A 22,692-nucleotide genomic window follows, 5' to 3' on the forward strand; every position below is an offset into this window, starting at 1 on the left:
CCCGCGGCCGGCCACAATATTTGTGGGAGCGAGCCTTTCAGGTCTTGGCGACAACCAGTGTCGTTCGCCAAGACCTTTTCACATCAACTCAAACGAGCTTGAGCACGACGTTGATGTTGTTGCGCGTGGCTTTCGAGTACGGGCAGTACTGGTGCCCGGTGTCGACGATTTTCTGCGCGGTTTCACGGTCCAGCCCCGGCAGACTGACATTGAGCCGCGCCTGCAGCAGGTAGCCGCCGTCATTGGTGCCCAAATCAACCTCGGCATCGACAGCTACATCCTTGGGCAGTGCCACTTTCATTTCCCTGGCCGCTACCTGCATGGCGCCGATGAAACAGGCTGACCACCCGGCAGAGAACAGTTGCTCGGGGTTAGTACCGCCACCGCCCGCACCTGGCGACGAAAGCTTCACATCAAGGATTCCGTCAGAGCTGCGGGAGGCGCCGTCGCGCCCGCCGGTGGTGTGGGTTTTGGCGGTGTACAACACTTTATCGATCTGGCTCATGGTGACCTCCTGATTGAGTTGTAAGAAACCGGTGTCGACACCCCGTCAGGTGGCCGGGGGTGGTCAATCAATATAGACGTCACAGCCCCGCGCCGCAGTCGATCCGACCGGTGCCCGCTTCTTGTTTATTTACGCGCCAGCTTGTACTTGACGCAGTCCTCATAAAAGCTCTGGCGTACTGCAGCCGGTTTGAATCGCGACGGACTGTCATAAGTTTGCTCTGTAATGCCAAGAGCCATCATGCGCATCCAGGACTTGGCGAACTTATAAACCTGGATTTTTTGGCGGGCGGCATACAAGGAAACGCCTGAAAGCTTGAGTTCCTGTGCCCTTGCAGCGGTACCCGCGCCCCAACTGCACATGTACTGTTCTTTGGCTGCCAGTTCTTTTGCTTGAGCCGAGTTGGCTATTCCCGAAACTATTAGCGGAATTAACGCGATCCATATCTTGCGCATTTCGACCTATCTAACCGACTGAAAACAAAGTAATTTTGCAGAGAACTTTGAAACTTGGGGGCCAGCATCCTGCCTTTTCTGCAAATAAATGAAAAAAGCGCGATGGGGGTCGTCAATTTCTTGCGAGATTTCAAACCTTTGCTATAGCTAAGGTTCTCTATCGCCAACTAAGTGAGGCAACGGAATGTCAGTCGCAAAGAAAATGAGTGTGGGGCAACTGACAATGTTGACGGCGGTCAACATGTTGGGCTCAGGAATTATCCTGCTACCGACGAAACTCGCGGAAGTCGGTGCGATTTCGATCCTCTCCTGGCTGATAACGGCCACCGGCTCCCTCGCTCTGGCCTATGCCTTTGCGCGATGCGGGATGCTCAGCCGCAAGACCGGCGGCATGGGCGGTTATGCCGAATACACCTTCGGTAAAGCCGGTAACTACATCACCAACTACACCTACGGTCTGTCGCTGTTGATTGCCAACGTGGCGATCAGTATTACCGCGGTCGGCTATATCCAGGTGTTGTTCGGGATAAAACTTGATTCGCTGCAAGTAGGCCTGGCGACCATTGCGCTGCTGTGGATCACCACCTTCGCCAACTTTGGCGGCGCGCGCATTACCGGCCGGATCGGCGCGGTCACGGTCTGGGGTGTGATTGCACCGGTGGTACTGGTATCCACGGTGGGCTGGTTCTGGTTCGACAGCAGCGTATACGCCGCTGGCTGGAACCCCCACGACAAGGGTTGGTTCGAAGCGGCAGGCGCCTCGGTGGCCATTACCCTGTGGGCCTTCCTCGGCCTGGAGTCGGCTTGCGCCAACACCGACGCGGTGGAAAACCCTGAGCGCAACGTACCGATTGCGGTGCTGGGTGGCACTCTGGGGGCGGCGGTGATCTACATCGTCTCCACCAACGTCATCTTCGGCATCGTCGGCAACGAAGAACTGGTTGCGTCCACCGCGCCGTTCGGCCTGGTGTTCGCCAAGATGTTCACCCCAATGGTCGGCGACATCGTGATGGCGGCCATGGTGCTCGCCTGCATCGGCTCGCTGCTGGGTTGGCAGTTCACCATCGCCCAGGTGTACAAAAGCTCGGCGGACACCGGTTACTTTCTGCCGATCTTTGCCAAGGGCAACAAAGCGGGAACGCCGATTGTCGGCATGCTGGTGCTGCTGGCGGCGCAGACCGCGCTGGCCCTGCTCACCATCAGCCCCGACTTGAGCAAGCAATTCGACACCCTGGTCAATCTCGCGGTGGTCACCAACCTTGTGCCGTACATCCTGTCCATGGCCGCGCTGATGACCATGCAGAAAGTCTCCAACGTGCCGGAAGGCAAGGCACTGGCCACCAACGTCATTGCCCTGATCGCAGCGGCCTACAGCTACCTGGCGCTGTACAGCTCCGGTGAACAGGCACTGATGCTGGGCGGCGTAGCCACCATCGTTGGTTACACCCTGTTCGGCTTCGTCAACAACCGCCTGATCCGCCTCGAAGCGCTCAACAACAGCGTACCGACGCAAACCGTCAGCGCGCAGCACCTCACTGCCGAGCCAGTGCCGGTAAACAATCTGAATAAAGCCACTATGGAGGTTCGAGCATGACGGAATATAAACACTCGCTGGGCATGCTGGCGCTACTGGTCAGCAGCCCGCCGGACAAGCGAACGGTGTTTGGCCGCGCCCTGGATCAACTGGTCCACGACGTAGAGGGACGTGGCGTCAGTGTTCTGGCTTCGGAAAGTCTCATCGATGCCGCCTCGATCCTGCGCTCGGACCCGGCCATTCAATGCGTACTCATCCGCTGGGAAATGGACACCAGCGAAGGCCACGCCGACTGCACCAAATTGCTGGTCAAGCTGCGCGAGCGCAACACCCGGGTGCCGGTGTTCCTGATCAGCGACCGCACCACCGCGTCGAGCATTCCATTGCTGGTCATGCAACACGCCGACGACTTCATCTGGCTGCCCGAGGACACCTCCCGTTTCCTCAGCGGGCGCATCCTGGCGGCCATCGAGCGCTATCGCCAGGCCGCCCTGCCGCCGATGTTCGGCGCGCTGGTGAAGTTTGCCCGCAACTATGAATACTCGTGGCACACCCCCGGCCATGCCGGCGGCACCGCATTCCTCAAGAGCACCGCAGGCCGGGCCTTCTACGAGTTCTTCGGCGAGAACCTGCTGCGTTCCGACCTGTCGATCTCGGTTGGCGAACTGGGCTCCCTGCTCGATCACAGTGGTCCCATCGGCCAGGGCGAGCGCTACGCCGCCAAGGTCTTCGGCGCCCATCGCACGTACTACGTGACCAACGGCTCGTCGATGTCCAACCGTGTCATCCTCATGGCCAGCGTCACGCGCAACCAGATCGCCCTCTGCGACCGCAATTGCCACAAGTCCGCCGAGCACGCGATGACCCTGTCCGGGGCGATTCCGACCTACCTGGTGCCGACCCGCAACCGCTACGGCATCATCGGCCCGATCCTGCCGCAGACCCTGAGCGCCGAAGGCGTGAAAGCCGCCATCGCCGACAACCCGCTGGTCAAGCCAGGCATCGACCCGACGCCGGTGCACGCCATTGTCACCAACTCCACCTACGACGGCCTGACCTACAACGTCACCCGCGTCGAAGAGCTGCTGGGCGAAAGCGTGGACCGTCTGCACTTCGACGAAGCCTGGTACGGTTATGCGCGCTTCAACCCGCTGTACAGCGGACGCCATGCCATGCACGGCGACCCGGCCGATCACGACAAGTCCAAGCCGACCGTGTTCGCCACCCAGTCGACCCACAAGTTGCTGGCCGCCCTGTCCCAGGCTTCGATGATCCATGTGCGTAACGGGCGTAACCCGATCGAACATGCGCGCTTCAACGAGTCGTACATGATGCACGCCTCGACCTCGCCGAACTACGCGATCATGGCGTCCTGCGACGTCAGTTCGGCGATGATGGAAGCACCGAGCGGGCAGATCCTCACCAACGAGTCGATTGAAGAAGCGATCAGCTTCCGCCAGGTTCTCTCGCGCATGCACAACGAGATGCTGAGCAAGGATGACTGGTTCTTCACCTGCTGGCAGCCGCCGACCGTACAGGTTGGCGCAGCGACCGTGCCGTTCCATGAGGTCGACCCGGCCACGCTGAAAACCGACCCGAACTGCTGGGTCCTGCACCCGAACGCGGTCTGGCACGGCTTCGGCGACATCGAAGACGGTTACTGCATGCTCGACCCGATCAAGGTTTCGGTACTTGCCCCGGGCATGGGCGACGACGGCAGCCTGCTCGCCTCCGGTATTCCCGCTTGCGTGGTCACGGCGTACCTGGGTCGTCAGGGTATCGTGGTCGAGAAAACCACCGACTTCACCATCCTGTTCCTGTTCTCCATCGGCATCACCAAAGGCAAGTGGGGCACGCTGCTCAACGCCCTGCTCGACTTCAAGCGTGACTACGACGACAACGCCGAGCTCGAACTGTGCCTGCCCGATCTGTACAACGCCAACCAGCATCGCTATGCCGGCATGGGCCTTAAGGATCTGGCCGACGAAATCTTCGCCGCCATGAAGAAACACAAGACCACCGCCAACATGTCCCAGGCCTTCGGCACCCTGCCAAAAGCCGAGTTCAGCCCGGTGGAGGCCTACGAAAAACTGGTGCGCAACGACATCGAGCTGGTGACGCTCAACGAAGCCGCCGGGCGTCTTGCCGCGACCGGTATCGTGCCGTATCCACCCGGCATCCCGCTGCTCATGCCGGGTGAGAACGCAGGTCCGGCGGACGGTCCGTTGCTGGCGTATCTCAAGGCACTGGAAGCCTTCGACAAATCCTTCCCCGGCTTCACCCATGACACCCACGGGATCGAAGTCGAAGATGGCGTTTATCGGATGCTGGTACTGAAATAAGTCACGCTGGTTCACCGCAACACCTGTGGGAGCGAGCCTGCTCGCGATAGCGTTTTTGCAGTCAACATTGCTGTTGCCTGACACGACGCCATCGCGAGCAAGCTCGCTCCCACATTGCTTTGCATCCCCCCAAAAATCCCTATGGGCAAACTCGATCACAGCGCTCTATGATTGATCCCCATGACCACCACCGCTGCGATCCGCTCACCCTGCCCGCCCGGCGCCTGCGACTGCGGGCGTGACCCGTTGCTGGAAACTCCAGGGGCGGACCTGCGCATTCTGTTTCTGACCCGCAACGAAGAAAAACGCCTGATCGAACGGCTGGAGAACCTGCAGAGCCTGAGCGATCTGGAGCACCTGCAACGGCGCATGCTCGAACAGTTGGGTATCCGCGTGAACATCGCTCCCGGTTTCAACGAAGTGCGCACCATGCGCGGCATCGGCATCCAGATCAGCGAACTGCCCGGGCTGTGCCGCAAGACCCGCGCCAGCATCCCGGCCGCCATCCGCCGAGCCATGGAGAAGCGCCCGGAAATCGCCTACGAACTGCTCAATGCCAACGACCTGTTGCGTGACGCCTGATGAAACCTCTACTCGAATTCCCCCTCACCGACGAGATTCTCACCTCGTTCGCCCTGGCCATCGGTGCCGACCTCCAGGGCTACCGCAATCACATTTACCGGGTGCTGAATTTCCATTGCGCCCTGCGCGGTGCCGAAGGCTTGCCCCCGGACGCCGTACAGATCGCGGTGGCGTTTCATGACCTGGGTATCTGGACCGATGACACCCTAGACTACCTGCCGCCGTCCATTGCCCTGGCCACCGAGTACCTGGACAACCAGCAACGTCCGGAACTGAAGGATGAAGTCAGCGCATTGATACTTGAACATCACAAGCTGCGCCGGTATCGCGGCGCCTACGCCGACAATGTCGAACCCTTCCGCCAGGCCGATCTGGTGGATGTGTCCCTGGGCCTGGTGAGTTTCGGCTTGCCCCGCAGCTTCATCAAAACCGTGCAGGCGACCTTTCCCGATCACGGTTTTCACTCGATGCTGATGAAGCTTTCAGCCCGGCAGCTCATCCGCTCTCCGCTACGGCCACTGCCCATGTTTCGCTGGTAACACAAGCGTCTGCCTTCCCCACCGATGGCGCCATTGTCGCAACGCCATTTCGCAACAAAGTGCCTGAAACACTCACTTTCTGACTATTCATTACTGGATATTTCACAATTCAAACCTACGCTCTTCGCGGGGGTCATGAATTTCAACGATGGTTGGGGGCTCGTCTCGATGTACTCACGCTAGTACGCAGGAGCTCGACATGAACCGGAAAACCTTATCCACGATGTTTGCGATACCCCTTTTGCTGTCTGCAATGGCGCTTCCCGGCCAGACCCTGGCGGCCGACAAAGTCCCCAACATCCTGGTGATCATGGGCGACGATATCGGCTGGTCGAATATCGGCGTCTACAACCAGGGCATGATGGCCGGCAGAACCCCCAACCTCGACCAGCTGGCAAATGAAGGCATGCGTTTCACCGATTACTACGCCGAAGCCAGCTGCACCGCCGGACGCGCCAATTTCATCACCGGCGAACTGCCGATTCGTACGGGCATGACCACCGTCGGCCAGGCCGGCTCGCCCGTGGGGATTCCCGCCGAAGCCGTCACCATCGCAACCGCACTCAAGGCCATGGGATATGCCACCGGCCAGTTCGGCAAGAACCACTTGGGCGACCTCAACCAGTTCCTGCCCACCGTCCATGGTTTCGATGAATTCTTCGGCTACCTCTATCACCTCGACGCCATGGAAGATCCGGCACACCCCAATTATCCGCAGGAACTGCTCGCGACCGTGGGCCCACGCAACATGGTCCACAGCTGGGCCTCCACCACTGATGATACGACCGTGATGCCGCGCTGGGGCAAGGTCGGCAAGCAGAAAATCGAAGACGTCGGCACGCTCTATCCGGAGCGAATGAAAACCGTCGACGAGGAGATTCGCGACAAGGCGTTCTCTTTCATCGACAAGGCCAAGCAGGACAACAAACCGTTCTTCGTCTGGCTCAACCCGACCCGCATGCACATCGTCACGCACCTGTCCGACAAGTACCAGGCCATGCGCAACTCGCAAAATGGCTGGTCGGAACAGGAAGCCGGCATGGCGCAGCTCGATGACATCGTCGGCGATGTCCTGGCGAAGCTGAAGAAAGACGGCATGGACGACAACACCATCGTCATTTTCACCACCGACAATGGAGCGGAAAACTTCACCTGGCCCGATGGCGGCACAACGCCGTTCGCCATGGGCAAGGGCACGGTCATGGAAGGTGGCTTCCGGGTGCCAGCAATCATCCGCTGGCCGGGCAAAGTGCCGGCCAATCAGGTCGCCAACGGCATCATGTCCGGCATGGACTGGTTCCCGACTCTGGTCGCGGCGGCGGGCAACCCGAACATCACCGCCGAACTGCTCAAAGGCAAACAATTGGGCGACACCACCTACAAAGTTCACCTGGACGGCTATGATCAAACTCCAATGATCACCGGAAAAGGTCCGTCGAGCCGGCATGAAATCTTCTACTTTGGAGAGAGCGCCTTGGGTGCAGTGCGCATAGACGACTACAAATATCGCTTCATTGACCAACCGGGTGGCTGGTTGGGGGCTAAAGTTGATGTGGACGTACCGATCCTGACCAATCTTCGACTCGACCCGTTCGAGCGCATGGGCTGGCCGGAAAACCAGGCCGCGCAGGGTTCGCAACAGTACTTCGACTGGTTCAAGTTCCAGTTCTGGCGTTTCGTGTTCGTCCAGCAGCAGGTGGCCAAACTGGCGGAAACGGCAATCGAGTTCCCACCGATGCAAAAAGGCGCGAGCTTCAACCTCGACTCGGTTAAAGCCAAGATCGCCAAGGCTCGAGCAGAGATGGCCAAGTAACAGCCGAATCCACGGGTGGCTAGTTAAGTCCACCCGTATTCGAAATGGACAATTGCCGAGGGATTTCAATGCCAATAAAAACAACTACCCTGCCCGCCTCTGCGCTACTTGCCCTGTGCTGCCAGCAAGCCTGGGCCGGTGGCATCATGCTCTATGAAATCGGCACCGATAACGCCGGCCTGGCCAACGCCGGTGCCGCCGCCCGTGCCCAAGACCCCTCGACTATCGCCAGCAACCCCGCAGGCATGAGCTATCTACCGGGGACGCAAATCACCGCCGGTTTGCAGGTTCTGTATGGCGACCTGAGCTTCGACCGCGACTCCGGCACCAACACCCCGGGCAGCGGCAGTGGCAACGCCCTCGATCCGATTCCCGGTGGCAGCTTCTTCATCAGCCATGAACTGGACGAGCACTGGAGCGTCGGGTTCGGCCAGTACGGTGACTTCGGCCTGGCGCTCAATTACGACAACGACTGGTCTGGCCGCTACTTCGTGCAGAACGACAGCCTGCTCGGCTTGTCGCTGGTGCCCAGTGTGGCGTATCGCTTCAACGAGCAGTGGTCGGTCGGGCTTGGCATCAAGGCCATGTACGGAATGTTGAAGGCCGACACCGCCATCGACCGCTCCCCTTTCGGCTTCACTGATCGCTCTGACGGCCAATTCAAGTACCGGGACAACGACTGGGGCTTTGGCGCCAACGTCGGCGTGATCTACGCCCCGCAACCCGGCACGCGTATCGGCCTGACCTACACCAGCCAGGTCGACCTGGACTTCGAAGACAAGCTCGACGTCAAGGGCGATGGTCGGCTGCTCGAGCGCGTCAACAACACCAACACCGAACTCGACACCAAGGTGCCGCAAACCGTCACCCTGAGCCTGTTCCAGCAACTGGACCGGCGATGGGCGCTGCTGGCCTCGGCCAACTGGCAGGACTGGTCGGAGTTCGGCGACATCGGCGTAGAAGTCGACACCACCGCGTTTGGAGCGCAATCGAAAACGATCGACGCCGGTTTCAAGGACACCTGGCACCTCTCCCTTGGCGCGCAATACCAGGCCACCGAGCAGTGGTTGTGGAACTTCGGCGTGGCCTACGACAGCAGTGCCGTCTCGGACAGCAACCGTAGCGTGATCCTGCCGATGAACGAATCCTGGCGCATTGCCACAGGCGCCACCTATGCTCTGAACCAGGACACCGATGTCAACGTCAGCTGGGCCATGGTCTGGCTCGGCGACATGCCGGTGGACCAGGCCAAATCCGTGTCAGGCAATCGAGTTTCCGGTCAATTCGACAATGCCTGGATTCAAGCCTTGAGCGGGAACATGACCTGGCGATTTTGATGACTTGTAAACAAAAGAACGACGATTTCTTCCAAGGAGTAAACACCACTATGAATCTGTCCCGAAAACTGCTCGTCGGCGCCACGCTGGCCAGTCTGCTGCTTGGCGGTTGCACCTCGAAAGTGACGGAGAAGGAGCAATACTCAGGCTTCCTGTCCAACTACAACAACCTGCAGGAAGTCGAAACGCCGAGCGGCGGTACCGCGATGCGTTGGGTCAGCCCTTCGTGGAACCCGAATGCCTATGACACCGTGGTGTTCAACAAACTGGAGCTCTACCCGGCGCCAAAACCCGATGAGCGGGTCAACCAGCAGACCCTGGCCGACATTCAGAACTACATGACCAGCAAGGCCAAGGCCTCCCTGGGACAGAAGTATCGCGTAGTACCCACTTCCTCATCCGCTCCGGCGGGTTCGCGCCCTCTGATCATGCGTGCGGCGATCACCGGGGTGAACGCCGAGAACGAAGGCATGAAGTGGTATGAAGTGGTTCCCATCGCGGCCGTAGTCGGGGCAACCCAGGCTGCCACCGGTCACCGTGACCAGAACACCACCCTGTTCATCGAAGCCGAGTTCGTTGACGCCAAGAGCAACCAGACCGTAGCCAAAGTGGTGCGCAAGGTGTTCGGCACCGAACTGAAAAACGAAAGCCAGCAGATTACCGCCAAGGACTTCAAGGCGGCGATCGACAAACTGGGTACCGACTTCCAGGCGTTCCTCAAGTAACACACTCTTGTGGCGAGGGAGCTTGCTCTCTCGCCACACGCCCCTTCCAGTCACTTCTTCATCCCCACCCGCCGCCGCATCTGGGCAGTAATCGTTTGCCGGATTTTGGGCATGTCCGCCCAGGGTCCATCCCCGACTTGCGCCAGACGTTCATGCACGTTGTGCAGGTTCCATTGATTGGCGCCCTTGAGTTCGGCCACCTCTTCGCGCCAGATCGGCATCGACACCGGTAACCCCTCGCGGGTACGTACGGCGTAGGCACAAATGGTGGTCGCCCCCAGACCATTGCGCAGGTAATCGATGAAAATCCGTCCGACCCGGTTCTTCGGACCCGACACCGCCGAAAATCGTTCGGGCAACAACTTGGCCATATGGCTGACAATGGCGTGGCTGAAGTCCTTGACCTCATCCCAACCGAGCTTGCGGGTCAACGGCACCACCACATGAATGCCCTTGCCGCCGCTGGTTTTCAGAAACGCCTTGAGCCCCAGTTCATCCAGCACCGACAGCGTCAGCTGCGTGGCCTCGACCATGCGTTTCCATGGCAGCGCCGGGTCCGGGTCAAGGTCGAGGACAAAACGGTCCGGCTTGTCGAGTTTGTCAGACGTCGCATTCCAGGCATGCAGTTCCACGGTACTCATCTGTACCGCGCCAACCAGCGCCTCGACGTTGTTGATGAGCATCATCGGCTGGCCGGTGAGTTGTTTGTCCAGGGTGGTGATGCCGGGGATCGCCAGGTGCTCGGCATTCTTCTGGAAGAACAACTCGCCGGCGATGCCGTCCGGGGCACGTACCAGCGCCACCGGACGATCCTTGAGTTCGGGCAGGATCCACTCGGCGACACTGGCGTAGTACTGCGCCAGTTGCAGTTTGGTGGTGCCGCCGCCGGGGTCGATCACCCGGTCCGGGTGAGTGATGCGTACCTTGCCCTGCTCCAGCCCGATTTGTGAGGGGGCGGGCGCGGTTTGCTTTTGCGTGGCAGCGGGCCTTGCCGTGCCGGTTTTTTTCGCAGTGGAGGTTTTCACGGTTTTCGCGCGCTCCTGGGTGATGGCTCGGGCCGGTTTGTCATTGCGCAGGCCATGGAACACGGCATGGCGCACCGAGCCGTCCCTGGTCATTTCAGCGAAGGCCACTTCCGCCAACAGCTTGGGTTGGAGCCAGTGCACATCCCTGGCCAGCGATCCGCCAGGTGGATTGACCACCGGCGGCGTTTTCACTTGCAACGGCTTGAGCTGTTCATGGAGGCTGCGCAGCGTTGCCTCGTTGAACCCGGTGCCGACCTTGCCGGCGTAGCGCAACTGGCCGCCATCGCGCTCATGCAGCCCCAGCAGCAACGCCCCGAAGGCTTGGCGCGAGCCCTTCGGCTCGGTGAAACCAACAATGACGAATTCCTGCCGGTTCTGGCATTTGAGCTTGATCCAGTCGCTGCTGCGCCGAGAGACATAGGGCGAACCCAGGCGCTTGCCGATCAACCCCTCCATGCGCATCTGGCAGGCGGAGTCGAGCAAGGCGCGGGGCTCCTCGTCAAACGACTCGGAGAAGCGCAGCAACGGCTCAGCACTGGCCTTGAGCACGGTCGCCAGCGCGGCCCGACGTTCTTCGACCGGCACCTCGCGCAGGTCCACGCCATTGAGATACGGCAGATCGAACAGGTAGTAGAGAATGTCGTCACCGTGCCCCTCTTCGAAGGCGTTTTGCAGCGCCTGAAAGTCCGGTACACCCTGTTCGTCCGTTACCACCATCTCACCGTCGAGCCACGCCGACTCCAGGCCCAGCGCGGCCAGGGCCCGGGCTTGCCCTGACAGTTTGTGGGTCCAGTCGTGGCCATTGCGGGTGATCAGCTTCACTGCGCCGTGGTCGATGCGGGCCATGATCCGGTAGCCATCGAACTTGATTTCGTAGCTCCACGGCCCATCCGGAACTTTTTCCACCAGCGTTGCCAGCTCCGGCTTGAGCAGGGCTGGCAATCTGGCTTTGCGCGCGCCGGTCAGGGGCGATGATTTTTTCTGGTGTGAGCTGGCTGATGGTTTGCGGGTGGGCCTGGACCTGACCGCCGTTTTTGATGGTTTGTCGACGATGCTGCGGTTGCTGAGCACGCTGTCCGGCTCGGCGCTGAGCACGTCGTAGTCACTTTGCGATCTGGCGGCGCCGTCCCGGTGCTTGATCAGAAACCATTGTTCCTGCTTGCCCGGCATGTGCGTACGCACCAGGTTCCACAGGCCGCCGAGCTTCTCCCCCTGCAACTCGAACTTGAGCCGCCCCTTGGCGTAGGCCGTCACCGGATCGTCCAGGGGAATCCAGATGCCCCGGTCCCAGACGATCACCTCGCCGGCGCCGTAATGTCCCTCGGGAATGCGGCCCTCGAACGTGGCGTACGCCAGCGGATGGTCTTCGACATGCACCGCCAGACGCTTGACCGACGGATCCAGCGACGGGCCTTTGGGCACGGCCCAGCTCTTTAGCGCACCTTCGAGCTCCAGGCGAAAATCATAATGCAGGTGAGAGGCGTCATGCTTTTGAATGCAGAACTGCAAGGCATGATCCCTGGCGGTTTTCCTGCGTGGACGCTTGTCGGCGGCAGGCTCGGAAGTCGCCGAAAAATCACGCATGCGGTTGTAGTCAACAAGGTTGCGGGGCATGGCTCACCTGCTTCGCGCCAGGACGTTGAATGCAAATGTCTTCTAATCAAGCAGAGCAGGCCTGCGGCGTAATAATTCAATCGGTGTTGAAATTGCCCGGACGGACGGGCTTGGAGCGGAGGGCGAGTTTCAGCAGGTTGACCGAATCATCGTTCTTCGCGAGCAAGCTCGACCTCACAGGGATTTTCAGCGCACGCAGGATCTGCGCTCGGCGGGGATCAAAATGTGGGAGTGAGCCTGCTCGCGATGGCGGTGGGTCAGGCGCCAGGGATGTTGGCTGTGGCGGCCTCATCGCGAGCAGGCTCGCTCCCACAAGTATTTTCAGCGCCCACAGGATCTGCGTTCGGCGGGGATCAAAATGTGGGAGTGAGCCTGCTCGCGATGGCGGAGTGTCAGGCGCCAGGGATGTTGGCTGTAGCGGCCTCATCGCGAGCAGGCTCGCTCCCACAGGGACTTTCAGCGCACGCAGGATCTGCGTTAGGCGGGGATCAAAATGTGGGAGCGAGCCTGCTCGCGATGGCGGTGGGTCAGGCGCCAGGGATGTTGGCTGTAGCGGCCTCATCGCGAGCAAGCTCGCTCCCACAAGTATTTTCAGCGCCCACAGAATCTGCGTTCGGCGGAGATCAAAAAATGTGGGAGCGAGCCTGCTCGCGATGGCGGAGTGTCAGGCGCCAGGGATGTTGGCTGTAGCGGCCTCATCGCGAGCAGGCTCTCTCCCACCAGGGACTTTCAGCGCTCGCAGGATCTGCGTTCGGCGGAGATCAAAAAATGTGGGAGTGAGCTTGCTCGCGATGGCAGTGGGTCAGGCAGTGCCCTTGGCCTGCCGCTCCAGGTGCAATTGCAGAGCCGGGTCGATCCGCAATGCCGCGGCCAGTTCATCCAGATAGTTGCGCTCGGCGTCCTGCTGGTCGTCCACCAGCATCACGCTGGCCAGGTACATCTCCGAGGCCATGCCGGGGTCGGCGGCCGATTGCGCGACATCACTGGCGTCCAGTGGCTTGGCAACCTCCTCGTCCAGCCATTGCTGCAATTGCGGATCGTCGGTGTGACGGCCGATTTCAGTGCTGATCATCTTCTTCTCGGCTTCATCGATGCGGCCATCGGCCTTGGCCGCGGCAATCATTGCCCGCAGAATCGCATGGCTGTGCTCTTCGGCCTCAGGGCCGGCCAGCAAGTCCACGGTCCGTGGCGCTTCTTGCGGAGCCGACGCCTGACTGCGCTGCCAGGCCTGATACGCCTGGAACGCCATCATGCCCAGGGACGCCAGGGCGGCATAATGGGTGCCACCACTGGAACGGCTTTGTGGCGCACCGCCCATCGGCGAACCGCCGCCAAGCAAACCACCGAGCAAACCGCCCAACCCTGCACCACCGCCACCAGCACCCGCACCGGTGCCACCGCCCAATAAGCCGCCGAGCAATCCACCCAGGTCGCCGAACCCGCCCTGGGCCGACGCGCCAGCGCCACCCTGTTGCGCCATCGAGCCCTGGCCGGCGCGCAGTAATTGTTCGAGCAGATCGCTGGTGTTCATGATGTTTGTCCTCTTGAAGGGCGTTTATCCAGTCAGGCAACGATAGCCCCCGCAGACGAATGTGCCAGCGCCGTTGGGCTGACCCGCCTGCGCTATCCCGGATTCGTCCGGGGTATTTTCTTGCGGCGCAGCTAAGATTCATGAGTGGTGAACCTTATTCCCGGATGCCCGGTCGATACCTGCAACCCGACCCGGTTTGCCACCGCCCCGTACGCGGAGTGACAACTGGCTTGCTTCATTCACTGGAGAACGCCCCCGTGATTTCAACCCTGTACATCGCCAGGCTCAAAGCATGGGGCGCCCATGGTTTTACCGCCACTGGCGTGGTCACCGCTTTCCTCGCCACCCTGTCCCTGCTGGATAACCAGCCGACCCATTGCCTGCTGTGGCTGGGTGTCGCCCTGATCGTCGACGGACTGGACGGCGCGCTGGCACGCAAGGTCAACGTCCAGTCGGTGTTGCCGAGCTTCGATGGCTCGATCCTCGACCTGGTGATCGACTACCTGACGTACGTGTTTATCCCGGCACTGTTCATCTACCGCTACATTCCGTTGCCGGACTACACCTTGCTGCTGAGCGTGTCGCTGATTCTGGTGTCGTCGCTGTTCTGCTTCTGCAACGTCAACATGAAGAGCACCGACAACTACTTCCAGGGCTTCCCCGCCGCCTGGAACGTGGTCGCCCTGTGCCTGTACATCATCGCCCCGTCGCCGTGGATCACCTTCGTTACGGTCATCGGCCTGGCCCTGCTGACCGTGACCCGGATGAAATTCCTGCACCCGTTTCGCGTGCGCCGGTTCATGCCGATCAACATTGCGGTGACGGCCATCTGGTTGCTGTGCAGCCTGTCGCTGGTGCTCAACCATCCACGGATCAACCCGTTGGTGATGGGGCTGTGGCTGCTGATGTCGGCGTACTTCCTGGGCATCTGCCTGTGGCGCACGGCGCTGGAGTGGTTCGACGAATCGGGGCTCAAGTAGCCATGGCGATCCATATCGTTCAACTCGGATCACCCCGTCGGCCCGACGAAGGCTTGCGCCTGGGCACGGTACGCCGACCTCCCCGTGGTGTACCGAAAACCGAATTCGCCCGTCGGGACTTTTATGATGTCTGGCAGCCACTGCTGTCGCCCAGCGCCGAGTTGGTGGCCGAAGCCAAGGCTGCGCAAGATGCCAAGGCCTGGGAGATGTTCCGGCGCAAATTCAAGGCCGAGATGAGCCAACCCGCCGCCAGTCAGATGCTGGATCTGTTGGCCGCGTTGTCCCACCAGACGTCCCTGGCGGTGGGTTGTTATTGCGAAGATGAAGCGTATTGTCACCGTTCGGTGTTACGCGAGTTGCTGGAAGCGCGTGGCGCGAAGGTCATTTAGCCGGCACCACCAATCCCCTGTGGGAGCGAGCTTGCTCGCTCCCACAGGGTTTTGCATTGTTATCGCTCACTGCCGCGTGATCACCATTTCCAGGTATTCATTCCGCCGTTGTCGGATCGATGATGTTCATGACCTGGGAAATGCGATTGGCGGGAAACCCGCTCACCCGGGCGTGCTCCCTGATCTGCTCCTCGTTCGGCGAAATGTACACGCAGTAGAGCTTGTCAGCGGTGACATAGCTCTGCAGCCACTGCACCTGCGGCAACTCACGCAACGCCTGGCAGGACTTGAGCGAAGCAGCTTTCAAGTCCCTTTCCGACAGACCTCCGGCGCCCTGGATCTCACGTTCAATGACGAACTTAGGCATGGCAACCTCTCTTTATTGTTCTGGATGGCAGGGCAGCACTCACCCTGTGATCAAACTATCGTCCTGATAGGCGTTGGCGTCCTGTCCGATCGTCGGCCAGGCCTGCCCGATCGTCCGGAGATTCCACGTAGCGCTCCGATCGAGCGGATCACGCCGCTGGCGCGCCGGCCCTGGCCTCCTTCAGTAACTGCTGAATCATTTGTTCTTGAGTGTCGTAGCTGCCTTCGCCGAAGTGGGTGTAACGCACCTGCCCCTTGGCATCGATCAGGTAGTGCGCCGGCCAGTACCGGTTATCGAAGTTGCGCCAGATTGCGTAGTTGTTGTCGATCGCCACCGGGTAGGTGATGCCGTACTCCTTCACCTTGGCCTTGACGTTGTCGATGATACGTTCAAAGCCGTATTCGGGCGTGTGCACGCCGATCACCACCAACCCGTCCTTTTCATACTTCTTCGCCCAGTCTTTCACGTACGGCAGGGTGTGCTTGCAGTTGATGCAGTCGAAAGTCCAGAAGTCCACCAGCACCACTTTGCCTTTCAGGGCCTCGTTGCTCAGGGCCGGCGAGTTGAGCCACTCCACCGCGCCGGACAGCGACGGCATGGCGCCCTGGGCGTTGTCCATGGTGCTGTCGGCCTTGACCTTGCTGACCAGGTAATCGACGACTTTCGGTACTGTTTCCAGCACGCCTTTCTCCACGCGGCTGACACCTTCCGAGGAGGTGTTGGCCAGCAACAGGTCATTGGCCCCCGTTGCAATCACCGCCGCCCCGGACAGCACCGCAACCCCGGCGCCACGACGCAACCAGCCGGTGACCGGAATCGACGGTTTCAAGCGATTGACCAGGCCGCGACCGGCGAAGATCAGGATGCCCAGGGACAGCGCACTGCCGGCGCCATAAGCCACCAGCAGCAGACTGGTGCCGGCATTTGCCCCTTGCAGCATGGCGCTGGTGAGTATCACCCCCAGGATCGGTCCGGCGCAGGGTGCCCAGAGCAGCCCGGTGGCGACACCGATCATGATCGACGCCAGCGGCCCGGACATCTTGCGCGAGTTCGGGTCGATGCGATTGCCCAGCAGCACGAAGGGCCGCGCCAGCCAGTCACCGACCCGGGCGGAGATCAGCGACAGGGCAAACAGCACCATCACCGCCAGCGCGACATGGCGGCCGGTATTGCTGGCCTGGATCACCCACTCGCAGCTGACCACGGCCAGGCTGGAGACCAGGGCAAAGGTCAGGACCATGCCGCCGAGGGTCAGCAGTATCGAGGAGCGTGTACGGTCGGCCCCGGCAAACAGGAAGGGCACGACCGGCAGGATGCACGGGCTGAGGACGGTCAATAGGCCGCCCAGGAAAGCGATGAGTAACATGGGATCACCTGATGCAAATTAATGGGCAACACATCACCACTGTAGGAGCGAGCCTGCTCGCGATGGCGTCCGGTCAGGCGACACACCGTTGACTGAACCATCGCTATCGCGAGCAGGCTCGCTCCTACAGTGGATCGGGGGTGTTCTCAAGCGGTCTGCTCATCCTGCAACTGCCCCTGCGGAGTACGGCTGGAACCGTCCTGCGCCAGGAAGCCCTGGGTATCCTTCTGCGCCACCGGCGTGAGCTGGAAGCAGGTGTTGCCGGCGCAGGCGCTCTGCTCGACAGCAGCGTTGGCATGGGCCGCCGCACCGGCGACGGCAAAGACGATGGCGGTCAGGTGGCGGGAAATGTTGTTCATGATGTCCTTCCTGTTTCAAATGGATTGAGCGGTGATTGATCGCGACACTCAGTTTTCCGAGTTGCAGTTGTCAGCGAACTTGCTGTAATTCAGCACCTGGGTCCGGGACTGGGAGTCGAGGTACGTCAGCCGCGCATTCACCACGCCGCAGGAAGGTGTTGTGTCCTCGTTCAGCGACACCACTTTGCGGATATCCAGCTGGGTGCCGTAGGTGTAGGTTTCGGGAGTGACATCGGCTTCGGCACGGGCCGACAAGGTGCAGATGTTCAGGGCGGCAAACAGGCAGGCGGCGTAGATGGCCTTGGTGTTCATGGCGAGTTCCTCAGGGTTTCAACAGGTTGATCGTTGGCTGATCCGAGGCGGTCTGGTTTGCCTCGATGGAACCCATTAAAAGCCTGCGAGGTATCTCGTCTGTGTCGGGAATCGGCGTGAATCAATCGCTGCGTATCAGAACCGGGCGCAGATACAGAGCAATACAAAACCGCTGGAAATCGGCTTTTTTGCCTTCGTGTGTATCCGCAGGCAAGCCAGATACACTGCAATACAAAGGGCGGCAGGCGAGCCCGCCCAGGCTCGATAGACTGTGTGGCATTCCCCATTTACCAGAGGTTTGGCCCAATGGATCACGTTGATCACATCCTCATCGTTGACGATGACCGCGAAATCCGCGAACTGGTTGGCAACTACCTGAAGAAGAACGGCCTGCGCACCACGGTCGTGGCGGATGGACGGCAGATGCGCGCCTTTCTGGAAACCACCCCGGTGGACCTGATCGTGCTGGACATCATGATGCCGGGGGACGATGGCCTGGTGCTCTGCCGTGAATTGCGCGCCGGCAAGCACAAGGCCACCCCGGTGCTGATGCTCACCGCCCGCAACGATGAAACCGATCGCATCCTCGGCCTGGAAATGGGCGCCGACGACTACCTGGTCAAGCCGTTCGCCGCCCGTGAACTGCTGGCGCGGATCAACGCGGTGCTGCGACGCACGCGCATGCTGCCGCCAAACCTGGTGGTGACCGAAGCCAGCCGGCTGTTGGCTTTCGGCCGCTGGCGCCTGGACACCTCGGCCCGACACCTGCTCGATGAAGACGGCACCATGGTGGCCCTGAGTGGCGCCGAATATCGATTGCTGCGGGTGTTTCTCGACCATCCGCAACGGGTGCTCAACCGCGATCAATTGCTCAACCTGACCCAAGGCCGCGATGCCGACCTGTTCGACCGTTCCATCGATCTGCTGGTCAGTCGCCTGCGCCAGCGCTTGCTCGACGACGCCCGGGAACCGGCCTACATCAAGACCGTACGCAGCGAAGGCTATGTGTTTTCCCTGCCGGTGGAAATCCTGGGCGATCAATCATGACCCTGGCGCTGCATTGGCCGCGCACCCTGGCCTCGCGGCTGTCGCTGATTTTCCTGATCGGCCTGATCCTTGCCCAGGCGCTGTCCTTCGGCGCGCAGTACTACGAACGCTACGAGTCCTCGAAAAACACCATGCTCGGCAACCTGGAAACCGACGTTTCCACCTCCGTTGCCATCCTCGACCGCTTGCCCGTCGATGAGCGAGCCGCGTGGCTCAAACAATTGGAACGGCGCAATTACAGTTACCTGCTCAATGAGGGTTCGCCGGGCACGCCCATCCGCACCGACATGCCCGATGCGCCCATTGCCATTGCCTCGATCAAGGACGCCATCGGTCACGATTACCCGATGACCTTTACCGACATCCCCGGGCCGAAAAAACATTTTCAAGTGCATTTGAAACTGGCGGATGGCAGCCCGCTGACCATCGACGTCCGCCCGGCGATGGTGCCGTTGTCGCCCTGGCTGCCCATCGTGTTGCTCGGGCAACTGGCGCTGACGCTGGCCTGCTCCTGGCTGGCGGTCAGAATTGCCATCCGCCCCCTCACCCGCCTCGCCGGTGCGGTAGAAACCCTGGACCCCAACGCGCACCCAGTACTCCTGGACGAAAAAGGCCCGACCGAAGTCGCCCACGCCGCCAGGGCCTTCAACTCGATGCAGGCACGCATCGCGGCCTACCTGAAGGAACGCATGCAGTTGCTCGCGGCAATTTCCCACGACCTGCAAACCCCGATCACCCGCATGAAACTGCGTGCCGAGTTCATGGACGACTCCAGCGAAAAAGACAAACTGTGGAACGACCTGGGCGAAATGGAACACCTGGTCCGCGAAGGCGTGGCCTACGCCCGCAGCATCCACGGCGCCACCGAAGAAAGCCGCCGCACCGACCTCGACTCGTTCCTCGATAGCCTGGTGTTCGATTATCAGGACGTGGGCAAGGACGTGCAGCTCACCGGCAAAAGCGCAGCCGTCATCGACACCCGTCCCCACGCCTTGCGCCGGGTGCTGGTCAACCTGACGGACAACGCATTGAAGTTTGCCGGTGCTGCTCAATTGCAGGTGGAAAAACGGGCCGATGGCAATCTGTCGATCAGGATCCTTGACCGAGGCCCGGGGATCGCCGAGGAGGAGCTCAAGCAAGTGATGGAACCGTTCTATCGCGTTGAGAGTTCCCGCAACCGCAGCACCGGCGGCACCGGGTTGGGGCTGGCGATCGCCCAGCAGCTAGCGGTTGCAATTGGAGGGTCGTTGACCTTGAGCAATCGTGAGGGTGGCGGGTTGTGCGCGGAGCTGAAGTTGCCGGTGTAGAAGGGTTTGGCTTAAGGGTGAGGATATCGGCCTTGCCGTAAAGAATGGTTGGCTGGCAGGCCGTCATCGCGAGCAGGCTCGCTCCCACAGGTACTCAGTACATCCGCGAGATATTGCTCGGCTGGCAGGACGCCTTCGCGGGCAAGTCGGATCGCCGCACCGCCGCTCCCACAGGTACTCAGTACATCCGAAAGATTTCGATCGGCTGGCAGGCCACCATCGCGAGCAAGCTCGCTCCCACAGAAAGGCAAAGGCAAAGGCAGAGCGGCGTACACCGCGCCGCTTTTCACCACTCATCAGGCCGAGCGTTAGCTCGCCTGCAGCTCTTGATCTTGATCCACCCGCCCCCATCGGCAGGCTGAGTGGAGGTGTTCATCCGGGGACTGGTGCGCAGCGCCGTTCGACGCAGTCGAACTCATTGCATGTAGGTCGAAGCGAAGCCGACCGGAGGGCAATGCCCCCGGATGAATACCGCAGCGAAGGAACACCGAGCCTTAGCGAGGGGCCGTACGTAAGGGGCGAGACCTTTGGTTCCTTTGGGGCGTTTGCCAAAGGGACTCGCCGTAAGGGCGAAACCATAAGTCGCCGTTACCGCAGAAACGGATATGTACTCAATCAACCAAGAGCCTGGTCGGCCCAGAGGCCGCCAAGGTCAAAGAAGATCAACCAACACCAACAACCCCCTCCCCATGCATCTGCCGCAATAAAGCCAACCCACCCTCCAGAAAAGCCAAATCCCCCACCATCCCCGCCTCGACCGCCAATCCCTGCAACTGCTCACGCCCGGTCAACTCGGGAAACTCGCCAATTCGCTGCAACAACCGCCACGCCAACGGACTCAGTTCAGAAAACTTCACTCCCCAGTCCTCGGCACGACGCACCAGCAACAAGGTCGGCTGAGCAGGCACCACATCAGGCTGACAATCCGGCCCCACCCGTTGCACCGGCCAGGCATACGCCAACGGCCAGGCCAGCGGCGACACCTGCAAGGGCCGATCCATCAGCAATGCGGCATCACCGGCAACCAGAGGCTCGGCGTCAGACTGCTGCAGCGCCATTTCCACCCACTCGTAATGCGCCAGTTCCACCATGAACGGCGGCCACGACCCATTGCTCAACGCCTGAGGCCCGGCCGCGAGAAACTCGACAAACTCCTGGGCGATCTCACCAAATTTCGGCGTGCGAGCGCGGTAGTCCCGCAGAAAGATCCGCACCAGCGAACGCCAGCGTTCATCCCCCAGAACCTTCACTAACACCGGAAAGGTGCCACTGAGCAGCGAAGACAGGTTGGCGAACACCAGATCGCGATAAACCTGTGCCCGCACCGGGTCCATTTCAGTGGGTGGCGCGTTGTGTTCAGGGTCGCGCAGGTACAGGCCCAGGGTGGTTTGTTGATGCAAAAGACTCGACTTATCCACGGTTCACGCCCTCCCGTTGCAGGCGGCGAATGGTCTGCAGTTCCGCCACCAGTTCGGCGAATACGGGAAAGTTGAAATCCCGCTCCAGCAAGGTCGGTTGCGCGCCAAACCGGGCATAAGCCTGGGCCAGCAACGACCACACCGCCGGTTTGACCGAAGCGCCATGGGTGTCGATCTTCAAAGTATCGGACTCGTCGAAATGCCCGGCAATGTGCATCGCCACCACCCTGCCTGAATCGATGCCCGCCAGAAACGCCTGCGGATCGAAGCCGTGGTTGATCGAATTGACGTAGACGTTGTTGACGTCCAGCAGCAGGTCGCAATCGGCCTCACACAGCACGGCATTGGTGAACGTCACCTCCTCCATGTCCTGTTGGGGCGCGGCGTAATAGGAAACGTTTTCCACCGCCAGACGTCGCCCGAGAATGTCCTGGGCCTGGCGGATACGCGCGGCGACGTGGTGCACCGCCTCTTCGGTAAACGGCAGCGGCAACAGGTCGTACAGGTGGCCGTCATCGCTGCAATAGCTCAAATGCTCGCTATACAGCGGCACGTTGTAGTGATCGAGAAAAACCCGGACTTCCTGCAAAAAAACGATGTCCAGCGGCGACGGCCCACCGAGGGACAGGGACAGGCCATGACAGGACAACGGATAGCGTTCCGCCAGGGCGCCCAATGCCGCGCCGTGGGCGCCGCCGATGCCGATCCAGTTTTCCGGCGCGACTTCCAGAAAGTCGAAATCGCCTGCCGGTGCGGCCTGGAGGTCTTTGAGTAAACCGCGACGCAGGCCAAGCCCTGCGCTGGCCTTGGCTACGGGGGGGATGGATGTCTGCATGGTGTCGATCTCGCATGTGTCCAGGATTGCGGGCAGGTGCCCGCCTTGAGACACAGTTAATCGAAGGGGTGTATCGGGACTGTGTTCGACAGGGCACGACAATGGATGGCTATGTATCGAAACCGGGGCTGGACACACTGCAATACACAACGCCACCCCCTGTAGGAGCGAGCTTGCTCGCGAAAAACCCGAGCACACCGTGTATATCCAGACAGCGCGCGTTATCGTTGACGACCTTCGCGAGCAAGCTCGCTCCGACAGAGGGTTGTGCCAGGCTCGCCGCTTTCGTCGCGCCAGACCACGCAATACA

21 protein-coding genes are annotated in these 22,692 nt (G+C 60.7%); 11 read left to right on the forward strand and 10 right to left on the reverse strand.

What is annotated here, in order from left to right:
* Window positions 1-88 precede the first annotated feature (88 nt).
* Together ACM6J5_RS02070 and ACM6J5_RS02075 are read right to left on the reverse strand one after the other, a co-directional pair.
* Window positions 89-505 (reverse strand): organic hydroperoxide resistance protein, encoded by a 417-nt coding sequence (locus ACM6J5_RS02070; protein ID WP_095945886.1) that lies wholly within the window; start codon window positions 503-505, stop codon window positions 89-91.
* A gap of 125 nt (window positions 506-630) precedes the next feature.
* On the reverse strand, window positions 631-960 hold the full coding sequence (locus tag ACM6J5_RS02075) for a hypothetical protein (RefSeq protein WP_095945885.1): 330 nt from the start codon (window positions 958-960) through the stop codon (window positions 631-633).
* 184 nt (window positions 961-1,144) lie between these two features.
* Here ACM6J5_RS02075 and potE point away from each other — a divergent pair, with 184 nt between their 5' ends.
* The 7 genes from potE to ACM6J5_RS02110 all read left to right on the forward strand — a co-directional run bounded on the left by potE (window position 1,145) and on the right by ACM6J5_RS02110 (window position 9,832).
* Window positions 1,145-2,554, forward strand: a complete 1,410-nt coding sequence (potE, locus tag ACM6J5_RS02080; protein WP_150673880.1) for a putrescine-ornithine antiporter — start codon at window positions 1,145-1,147, stop codon at window positions 2,552-2,554.
* Window positions 2,551-4,836, forward strand: coding sequence for an Orn/Lys/Arg decarboxylase N-terminal domain-containing protein (locus ACM6J5_RS02085; protein ID WP_095945883.1), 2,286 nt, complete (start codon window positions 2,551-2,553; stop codon window positions 4,834-4,836). Before potE ends, ACM6J5_RS02085 begins: the two co-directional genes overlap by 4 nt.
* Window positions 4,837-5,016: 180 nt before the next feature.
* Complete coding sequence (locus tag ACM6J5_RS02090) at window positions 5,017-5,418, forward strand: hypothetical protein (protein WP_095945882.1); 402 nt, start codon at window positions 5,017-5,019, stop codon at window positions 5,416-5,418.
* Window positions 5,418-5,957 carry a phosphohydrolase gene (locus ACM6J5_RS02095; RefSeq protein WP_095945881.1) on the forward strand — a complete coding sequence of 180 codons (540 nt, stop codon included), beginning with the start codon at window positions 5,418-5,420 and terminating at the stop codon, window positions 5,955-5,957. Before ACM6J5_RS02090 ends, ACM6J5_RS02095 begins: the two co-directional genes overlap by 1 nt.
* 199 nt (window positions 5,958-6,156) lie before the next feature.
* Window positions 6,157-7,770 carry an arylsulfatase gene (locus ACM6J5_RS02100; RefSeq protein WP_414927705.1) on the forward strand — a complete coding sequence of 538 codons (1,614 nt, stop codon included), beginning with the start codon at window positions 6,157-6,159 and terminating at the stop codon, window positions 7,768-7,770.
* 68 nt (window positions 7,771-7,838) lie between these two features.
* On the forward strand, window positions 7,839-9,107 hold the full coding sequence (locus ACM6J5_RS02105; RefSeq protein WP_414927706.1) for an OmpP1/FadL family transporter: 1,269 nt from the start codon (window positions 7,839-7,841) through the stop codon (window positions 9,105-9,107).
* A gap of 50 nt (window positions 9,108-9,157) precedes the next feature.
* Window positions 9,158-9,832 (forward strand): DUF3313 domain-containing protein, encoded by a 675-nt coding sequence (locus tag ACM6J5_RS02110; RefSeq protein ID WP_095945878.1) that lies wholly within the window; start codon window positions 9,158-9,160, stop codon window positions 9,830-9,832.
* Between the two features lie 50 nt (window positions 9,833-9,882).
* Here ACM6J5_RS02110 and ligD read toward each other — a convergent pair whose 3' ends face one another.
* On the reverse strand, window positions 9,883-12,471 hold the full coding sequence (ligD, locus tag ACM6J5_RS02115; RefSeq protein WP_414927707.1) for a DNA ligase D: 2,589 nt from the start codon (window positions 12,469-12,471) through the stop codon (window positions 9,883-9,885).
* A gap of 802 nt (window positions 12,472-13,273) precedes the next feature.
* Window positions 13,274-14,002 carry a tellurite resistance TerB family protein gene (locus tag ACM6J5_RS02120; protein ID WP_414927708.1) on the reverse strand — a complete coding sequence of 243 codons (729 nt, stop codon included), beginning with the start codon at window positions 14,000-14,002 and terminating at the stop codon, window positions 13,274-13,276.
* 257 nt (window positions 14,003-14,259) lie between these two features.
* Here ACM6J5_RS02120 and pcsA point away from each other — a divergent pair, with 257 nt between their 5' ends.
* Together pcsA and ACM6J5_RS02130 are read left to right on the forward strand one after the other, a co-directional pair.
* Complete coding sequence (gene pcsA, locus ACM6J5_RS02125) at window positions 14,260-14,982, forward strand: phosphatidylcholine synthase (protein WP_095946388.1); 723 nt, start codon at window positions 14,260-14,262, stop codon at window positions 14,980-14,982.
* Window positions 14,983-14,984: 2 nt separating this feature from the next.
* Window positions 14,985-15,371: a DUF488 domain-containing protein gene (locus ACM6J5_RS02130; protein ID WP_414927709.1), complete on the forward strand. Its 387-nt coding sequence runs from the start codon at window positions 14,985-14,987 to the stop codon at window positions 15,369-15,371.
* Between the two features lie 97 nt (window positions 15,372-15,468).
* Here ACM6J5_RS02130 and ACM6J5_RS02135 read toward each other — a convergent pair whose 3' ends face one another.
* The 4 genes from ACM6J5_RS02135 to ACM6J5_RS02150 all read right to left on the reverse strand — a co-directional run bounded on the left by ACM6J5_RS02135 (window position 15,469) and on the right by ACM6J5_RS02150 (window position 17,775).
* Window positions 15,469-15,738 carry a DUF4242 domain-containing protein gene (locus tag ACM6J5_RS02135; protein ID WP_095946386.1) on the reverse strand — a complete coding sequence of 90 codons (270 nt, stop codon included), beginning with the start codon at window positions 15,736-15,738 and terminating at the stop codon, window positions 15,469-15,471.
* Window positions 15,739-15,886: 148 nt separating this feature from the next.
* On the reverse strand, window positions 15,887-17,104 hold the full coding sequence (locus ACM6J5_RS02140) for a cytochrome c biogenesis protein DipZ (RefSeq protein WP_414927710.1): 1,218 nt from the start codon (window positions 17,102-17,104) through the stop codon (window positions 15,887-15,889).
* Window positions 17,105-17,250: 146 nt separating this feature from the next.
* A complete protein-coding gene (locus ACM6J5_RS02145; protein ID WP_095946384.1) occupies window positions 17,251-17,463 on the reverse strand; it encodes a hypothetical protein in 213 nt (70 codons plus the stop codon).
* A 48-nt stretch (window positions 17,464-17,511) separates the two neighbouring features.
* Window positions 17,512-17,775 (reverse strand): DUF2790 domain-containing protein, encoded by a 264-nt coding sequence (locus ACM6J5_RS02150; protein ID WP_095946383.1) that lies wholly within the window; start codon window positions 17,773-17,775, stop codon window positions 17,512-17,514.
* Window positions 17,776-18,081: 306 nt separating this feature from the next.
* On the opposite strand from ACM6J5_RS02150, the gene ACM6J5_RS02155 reads away from it, so the two are divergent.
* Window positions 18,082-18,822, forward strand: a complete 741-nt coding sequence (locus ACM6J5_RS02155; protein WP_095946382.1) for a response regulator — start codon at window positions 18,082-18,084, stop codon at window positions 18,820-18,822.
* The gene (locus ACM6J5_RS02160; RefSeq protein ID WP_414927711.1) at window positions 18,819-20,129 is read left to right on the forward strand and encodes an ATP-binding protein; all 1,311 of its coding nucleotides are present in this window, start codon (window positions 18,819-18,821) and stop codon (window positions 20,127-20,129) included. Before ACM6J5_RS02155 ends, ACM6J5_RS02160 begins: the two co-directional genes overlap by 4 nt.
* A gap of 662 nt (window positions 20,130-20,791) precedes the next feature.
* Here ACM6J5_RS02160 and ACM6J5_RS02165 read toward each other — a convergent pair.
* Both ACM6J5_RS02165 and ACM6J5_RS02170 read right to left on the reverse strand, forming a co-directional pair.
* On the reverse strand, window positions 20,792-21,547 hold the full coding sequence (locus ACM6J5_RS02165; protein ID WP_414927712.1) for a DUF2063 domain-containing protein: 756 nt from the start codon (window positions 21,545-21,547) through the stop codon (window positions 20,792-20,794).
* The gene (locus tag ACM6J5_RS02170; protein ID WP_095945684.1) at window positions 21,540-22,382 is read right to left on the reverse strand and encodes a DUF692 domain-containing protein; all 843 of its coding nucleotides are present in this window, start codon (window positions 22,380-22,382) and stop codon (window positions 21,540-21,542) included. The genes ACM6J5_RS02165 and ACM6J5_RS02170 overlap by 8 nt, the downstream gene beginning before the upstream one ends.
* Window positions 22,383-22,692 lie beyond the last annotated feature (310 nt).

The organism is Pseudomonas sp. IT-P74, assembly GCF_949768175.1.
Lineage (GTDB): Bacteria > Pseudomonadota > Gammaproteobacteria > Pseudomonadales > Pseudomonadaceae > Aquipseudomonas.